Below are 4536 nucleotides of genomic sequence, written 5' to 3' on the forward strand. Positions count from 1 at the left end.
CCCGGGCTCCCGGGCCGGCGTGGATCAGGCCGCCCCGGGGCAGTGGACGATCCGGGAGGCCGTCCGACCCCGGCGGGGAAGTCCCCCGGGGGATTTCCTGACGGTGTCGAGGGGTGAGGGGCGCCCGTCAGGAGGAGGGCCCCTCCGGGGCGCCGGCCGGCGCCCCGGAGGGGCCCGGGCCGGGGAGACCCGCGGGGGCGTCGCGGACGACCAGACCGTGGCCCTCGCGGGAAGCGGTGTAGGCGGCGTCCCGCCACCGGAGGAAGCGTTCCGGCGGCCCCAACCCGGGCAGGCTGTTGCCCCGCAGGTCGAAGCCGGGTGTGGCCCCGGTCGGGCCGCCCCGGGGCGGGTCGATGGTCAGCCATCCGAAGCCGCGCCAGGGCTCGTCGGCGGCTGCCGCGCACAGCAGCATCCGGGCCGGTGCCGCGCACAGGGCGGCGCGCAACGCGGCGAGATCGGCGGGAATCCGACGGCGCTCCCTCTCCCGGGGAACGGCGGCCAGTACCCGGTCCCGGCCGCCGACACGGTGGGCGAGGAGGCTGGTGTACGGGCCCGCGAAGGCGTCACGGCGCATCACGGGTACATGGCGCAGCAACCGACCGGGACGACTGGTGGTCAGCAGAAGGTCCAGATGACGGTCGGGGCCGGCGGCGTCGATCACCCGCAGACCGAGGCCGAGGCCGTCGGGCAGCCCCGGCGGCAGTCCCAGGGCCCGGGACCAGCGCACGGTCACCGCGTACCGGCCCGGTTCGTCGAGCCAGGGCACCCCCCAGCGGGGACCACCGGCGGAGGCCCCGGGGATCTCCAGGCCCCCCGGGCACAGCAGTCCGCCGGGGTGCAGGGCCGGGGCGCGCCGCCGCCGGGCCACCCCCCGCGCCAGGTCCCTCGGCAGGCCGGGACCGGCCGTGGAGTCGGTCCCGCCGTTCACCGCGGATCCCGGTGGTTGCGCCGGGACGACCGGGCGTCCCGTGCCCCCGCCGGCGTGGTGACACCGGTCCCACCGCTCCGCCACCCGACCATGTTCCGCTCCCTCCACCGGGCACCGGAGGCGCCGCCGATCATGTCGCACGAGTACCCCCGGGAGCGCCGGTGATGCCGGCCGGAGGGGGCCGTGCCGGCGTGCGAGGTGGAACGGATGGCCGCAGCATGGCCGGGTGGGACACGGACGAACGCCGGTGGAGCCGGCGGTGAGGAGGTGAACGGCATGGGTGGACGTCGCAAGCCGCGCAAGGGGGACCGGGTGGCCTGGAGCAGTCACGGCGGTGAGGCCGTGGGACGCGTGGAGGAGGAGATCACCGAGCGCACGGAGGCGGCGGGCCGCACCGTCGACGCCTCCCCGGACGATCCGCAGTACAGGGTGCGCAGCGAGAAGTCGGGGGGATCGGCCGTGCACCGGCCCGAGGCGCTGCGCCCGAAACCCGACCGCGGGTCGGGGGCGGACGGGGACGTCGAGGAGAAGGACGACTGACGATGGCCGATGAGGAGACCGAGGAATTCGAGGACCTGGTGAACATGACCGCCGGGGAGTTGGAGAAGTGGCTGGCCACCGAGGAGTCGAAATCGGTGGGGCAGAAGGACGGAGGTGGGGAGTCCACCGGGCACGCCTCCGGACGACGGATCGTGGAGATCCTGCGCTCCCGGCGCGATGACCTGGATGACGACGACCGGTCCCACATGCGGAAGGTGAACGGGTACATCCGCCGCCACCTGGCCCAGCGCCCCTCGGGGGATGTGGCGGACAGTCGCTGGCGGCACTCCCTGATGAACTGGGGCCACGACCCGCTCAAGGGGTGAGGCGCGACCGGGGCACGAGTCGGCCGCGCCCCGGTGGTGCCGGCCCGGCCGGGTACACATACGGTCGGCCTCGCGCGTCGTAACCGAGCGGCGGGTTGATGTCCGGGCAGCTCGGTCCCGTCGTTCGCGTGGTGATGGTGGGGAAAACGGACGGAACCGATCCCTCATTCCCGGTCCGGGGCCGCCGCCCGCGGGCCCCCGGCGACCCCGGGGCGGGAGCGGGCGTCCACGAAATACGCGCCGACGGTGGCCGCGAGGGTGGCGAAGACCCCCACCGAGTACACGGCCAACAGCACCTCGACCACTCTCGCCCACGGGTCCTCCCGGCCCAGCGGCGCACCGCTGATGGCGGCCATCGCGGTGGCGTGGAGGGCGTCTCCGAAGGTGGGGTAGACCGCGAAGCCGTGCAGCAGTTCCGAGCTGCCCAGCACCACGATGGCCGTCACCACCGCCAACCAGGAGATGCGGTTGCCCAACACCCTTCCGGCGGAACGCGAGGAACGCACGGTGGAGGAGAGCACCCTGCCGCCGCGCAGCACCCGAAAGGAGCGCACCAGACGCAGGATCCGCAGGAAGGGCAGGACCAGGAAGACGATCTGCCACCAGTTCCGACGCAGGAAACGCAGGCGTCGGGGGGCCGCGACCAGACGCACCACGAACTCGGCGACGAAGGCGCCCCACAGCACCCACCCGACCAGCGCGAGGACGGTACCGACCGGACTGTCAGGATGGGCCAGGCGCTCGCCGATGACCACGAACAGGAAGAGCAGCCCCAGCGCGCTCATCAAGGGGGTCAACCGATCCAAAAGCTGCTCGGCGAACGCCTCCCGCTCCGCGGCGGACCCGGGGAGACACCGCCATGACAACCGGCTCCTTTCCGACGTTCCCCCCGTGGTCCGCACCGGCACCCTGCCCCGGGCCGCCCCTGGCACACCACCGACGCGCCGCAGGGCACCGTGGCGGTCCGACCGAGCGGTGTTCGGGGGTATCCGGGTCGCTCCCCGGGGAGAAGAACCCACAGCGTGGTGTCCACGTGAACGACAGGGGCCCCGGGGGGGCGCCCCTCCCGGGAAGGAGATCGGACCGTGAGCCAGACCAGTGCCGGCACCGAGGGCAACGCCTCGTACGGCCGCAAGCCGTTCAAACGATCCGCGAGCCACTTCGCCGACCGGATCACCGCTGACGGGCGGGACGGTTGGCCCGTGGAGGCGGGTCGCTACCGGTTGGTGGTCAGCCGGGCCTGCCCCTGGGCGAGTCGGGTCCTGGTCTCGCGACGCCTTCTCGGTCTGGAGGAGGCGCTGTCCCTGGCGGTCACCGACCCGATCCAGGACGACCGCAGCTGGCGGTTCACCCTGGATCCGGACGGCCGCGACCCGGTGCTCGGCATCCGGTTCCTGCACGAGGCCTACGACGCGCGGGAGAGCGACTACCCGGGCGGCGTCAGCGTGCCGGCGATCGTGGACGTGCCCAGCGGAAAACTGGTCACCAACGACTACCAGCGGATCACCCTGGACCTGGCCACCGAGTGGACCGAGCTGCACCGCCCCGGCGCGCCGGATCTCTATCCGGAGGCCCGGCGGGAGGAGATCGACGAGGTCGTGGAGGGCGTCTACCGGGACGTCAACAACGGCGTCTACCGGGCCGGCTTCGCCTCGGACCAACAGGAGTACGAGCAGGCGTACGAGGGCGTCTTCCGCCGCTTGGGGTGGGTCTCGGAGCGTTTGCGGGGACAGCGGTACCTGGTGGGCGACACCATCACGGAAGCCGACATCCGGCTGTTCACCACGCTGGTGCGCTTCGACGCCGTCTACCACGGCCACTTCAAGTGCAACCGGTACAAGCTGACCGAGGACCCGGTGCTGTGGGGGTACGTGCGGGACCTCTACCAGACCCCCGGCTTCGGCGACACGGTCGACTTCGACCACATCAAGCGGCACTATTACGAGGTGCACACCGGTATCAATCCCACCGGGATCGTGCCGGTGGGGCCGGACCTCTCCGGGTGGCTCACCCCGCACGGCCGGGAGGAACTGGGCGGCCGACCGTTCGGGGACGGGACCCCTCCCGGGCCGCCGCCCGCCGGCGAGGAGATCCCGGCCGTGGGCCGTCCCTGACCCTCCGTTCCCCCTCCCGGGCCGGGTCCGCACCCCGCGTGCCCGGCCCGGTCCTCACCCCTCCCCGAGCCGGTTCTCGACCAGTTCGGTGATCTCGTCGCGCCGTTCGGCGGGGACCGCCTCCTGCTCGGGGGTGTTCCACACCAACGCGAAACGATCGACCCGTCGCCACTCCTCCCCGTGGAACTCGCCGTAACGGTTCACCCATTCCACCGCCACGTCATCGACGGGGAACTCGTAGACGGAGACCTGGTCGGTGACGAGGAGTCGCCGGCAATCCCGCTCGTGCGAATCACCACCGGCGGCCTCGTTGGAGCAGGTCGAGGAGTTGTCACGAACCTCCCCGAGATCCTCCCCGCCCGGTCCGGAGCGCAGGTCCTCCACCAGTTCCTCGGCACCGGGGCCGGCCGGGACGGGCGGTTTCGAGGGGGCCGGCGCGGAGGTGCCGTCCCCGCTCCCCGCCCCGCCACCCGCGCTGCACGCCGCGGTGAGGGCGAGCAGAACCACCGTCGTGAGCACCGTGCCTGTCCGTCGGATCCTCATGGGGCCACAGCCTGCCCCGAATCGGCGCGGAGGTCATCGTCGGGGACCACAACCTCCCCGGGATCTCCCGATCCCCCGGGACGCC

At 73.0% G+C, this 4536-nt stretch carries 6 protein-coding genes; 3 read left to right on the forward strand and 3 right to left on the reverse strand.

What is annotated here, in order from left to right; all coding sequences use genetic code 11:
- Positions 1-127: 127 nt before the first annotated feature.
- Positions 128-928: a phosphodiesterase gene (locus FNQ90_RS13550; protein ID WP_182606613.1), complete on the reverse strand. Its 801-nt coding sequence runs from the start codon at positions 926-928 to the stop codon at positions 128-130.
- A 276-nt stretch (positions 929-1204) separates the two neighbouring features.
- Between FNQ90_RS13550 and FNQ90_RS13555 the strand changes: the two genes are divergently transcribed.
- Both FNQ90_RS13555 and FNQ90_RS13560 read left to right on the forward strand, forming a co-directional pair.
- On the forward strand, positions 1205-1468 hold the full coding sequence (locus FNQ90_RS13555; protein ID WP_182606614.1) for a hypervirulence associated TUDOR domain-containing protein: 264 nt from the start codon (positions 1205-1207) through the stop codon (positions 1466-1468).
- Between the two features lie 2 nt (positions 1469-1470).
- Complete coding sequence (locus FNQ90_RS13560; RefSeq protein WP_182606615.1) at positions 1471-1794, forward strand: DUF3140 domain-containing protein; 324 nt, start codon at positions 1471-1473, stop codon at positions 1792-1794.
- Between the two features lie 164 nt (positions 1795-1958).
- Here FNQ90_RS13560 and FNQ90_RS13565 read toward each other — a convergent pair whose 3' ends face one another.
- On the reverse strand, positions 1959-2660 hold the full coding sequence (locus FNQ90_RS13565) for an ion transporter (protein ID WP_182606616.1): 702 nt from the start codon (positions 2658-2660) through the stop codon (positions 1959-1961).
- Between the two features lie 219 nt (positions 2661-2879).
- On the opposite strand from FNQ90_RS13565, the gene FNQ90_RS13570 reads away from it, so the two are divergent.
- The gene (locus FNQ90_RS13570; protein ID WP_182606617.1) at positions 2880-3908 is read left to right on the forward strand and encodes a glutathione S-transferase family protein; all 1029 of its coding nucleotides are present in this window, start codon (positions 2880-2882) and stop codon (positions 3906-3908) included.
- 54 nt (positions 3909-3962) lie between these two features.
- Here FNQ90_RS13570 and FNQ90_RS13575 read toward each other — a convergent pair whose 3' ends face one another.
- Positions 3963-4427 (reverse strand): hypothetical protein, encoded by a 465-nt coding sequence (locus tag FNQ90_RS13575; RefSeq protein WP_182606618.1) that lies wholly within the window; start codon positions 4425-4427, stop codon positions 3963-3965.
- Between the last annotated feature and the right edge of the window lie 109 nt (positions 4428-4536).

Origin of the sequence: Streptomyces alkaliphilus, assembly GCF_014141535.1 — a bacterium.
Taxonomy (GTDB): domain Bacteria; phylum Actinomycetota; class Actinomycetes; order Streptomycetales; family Streptomycetaceae; genus Streptomyces; species Streptomyces alkaliphilus.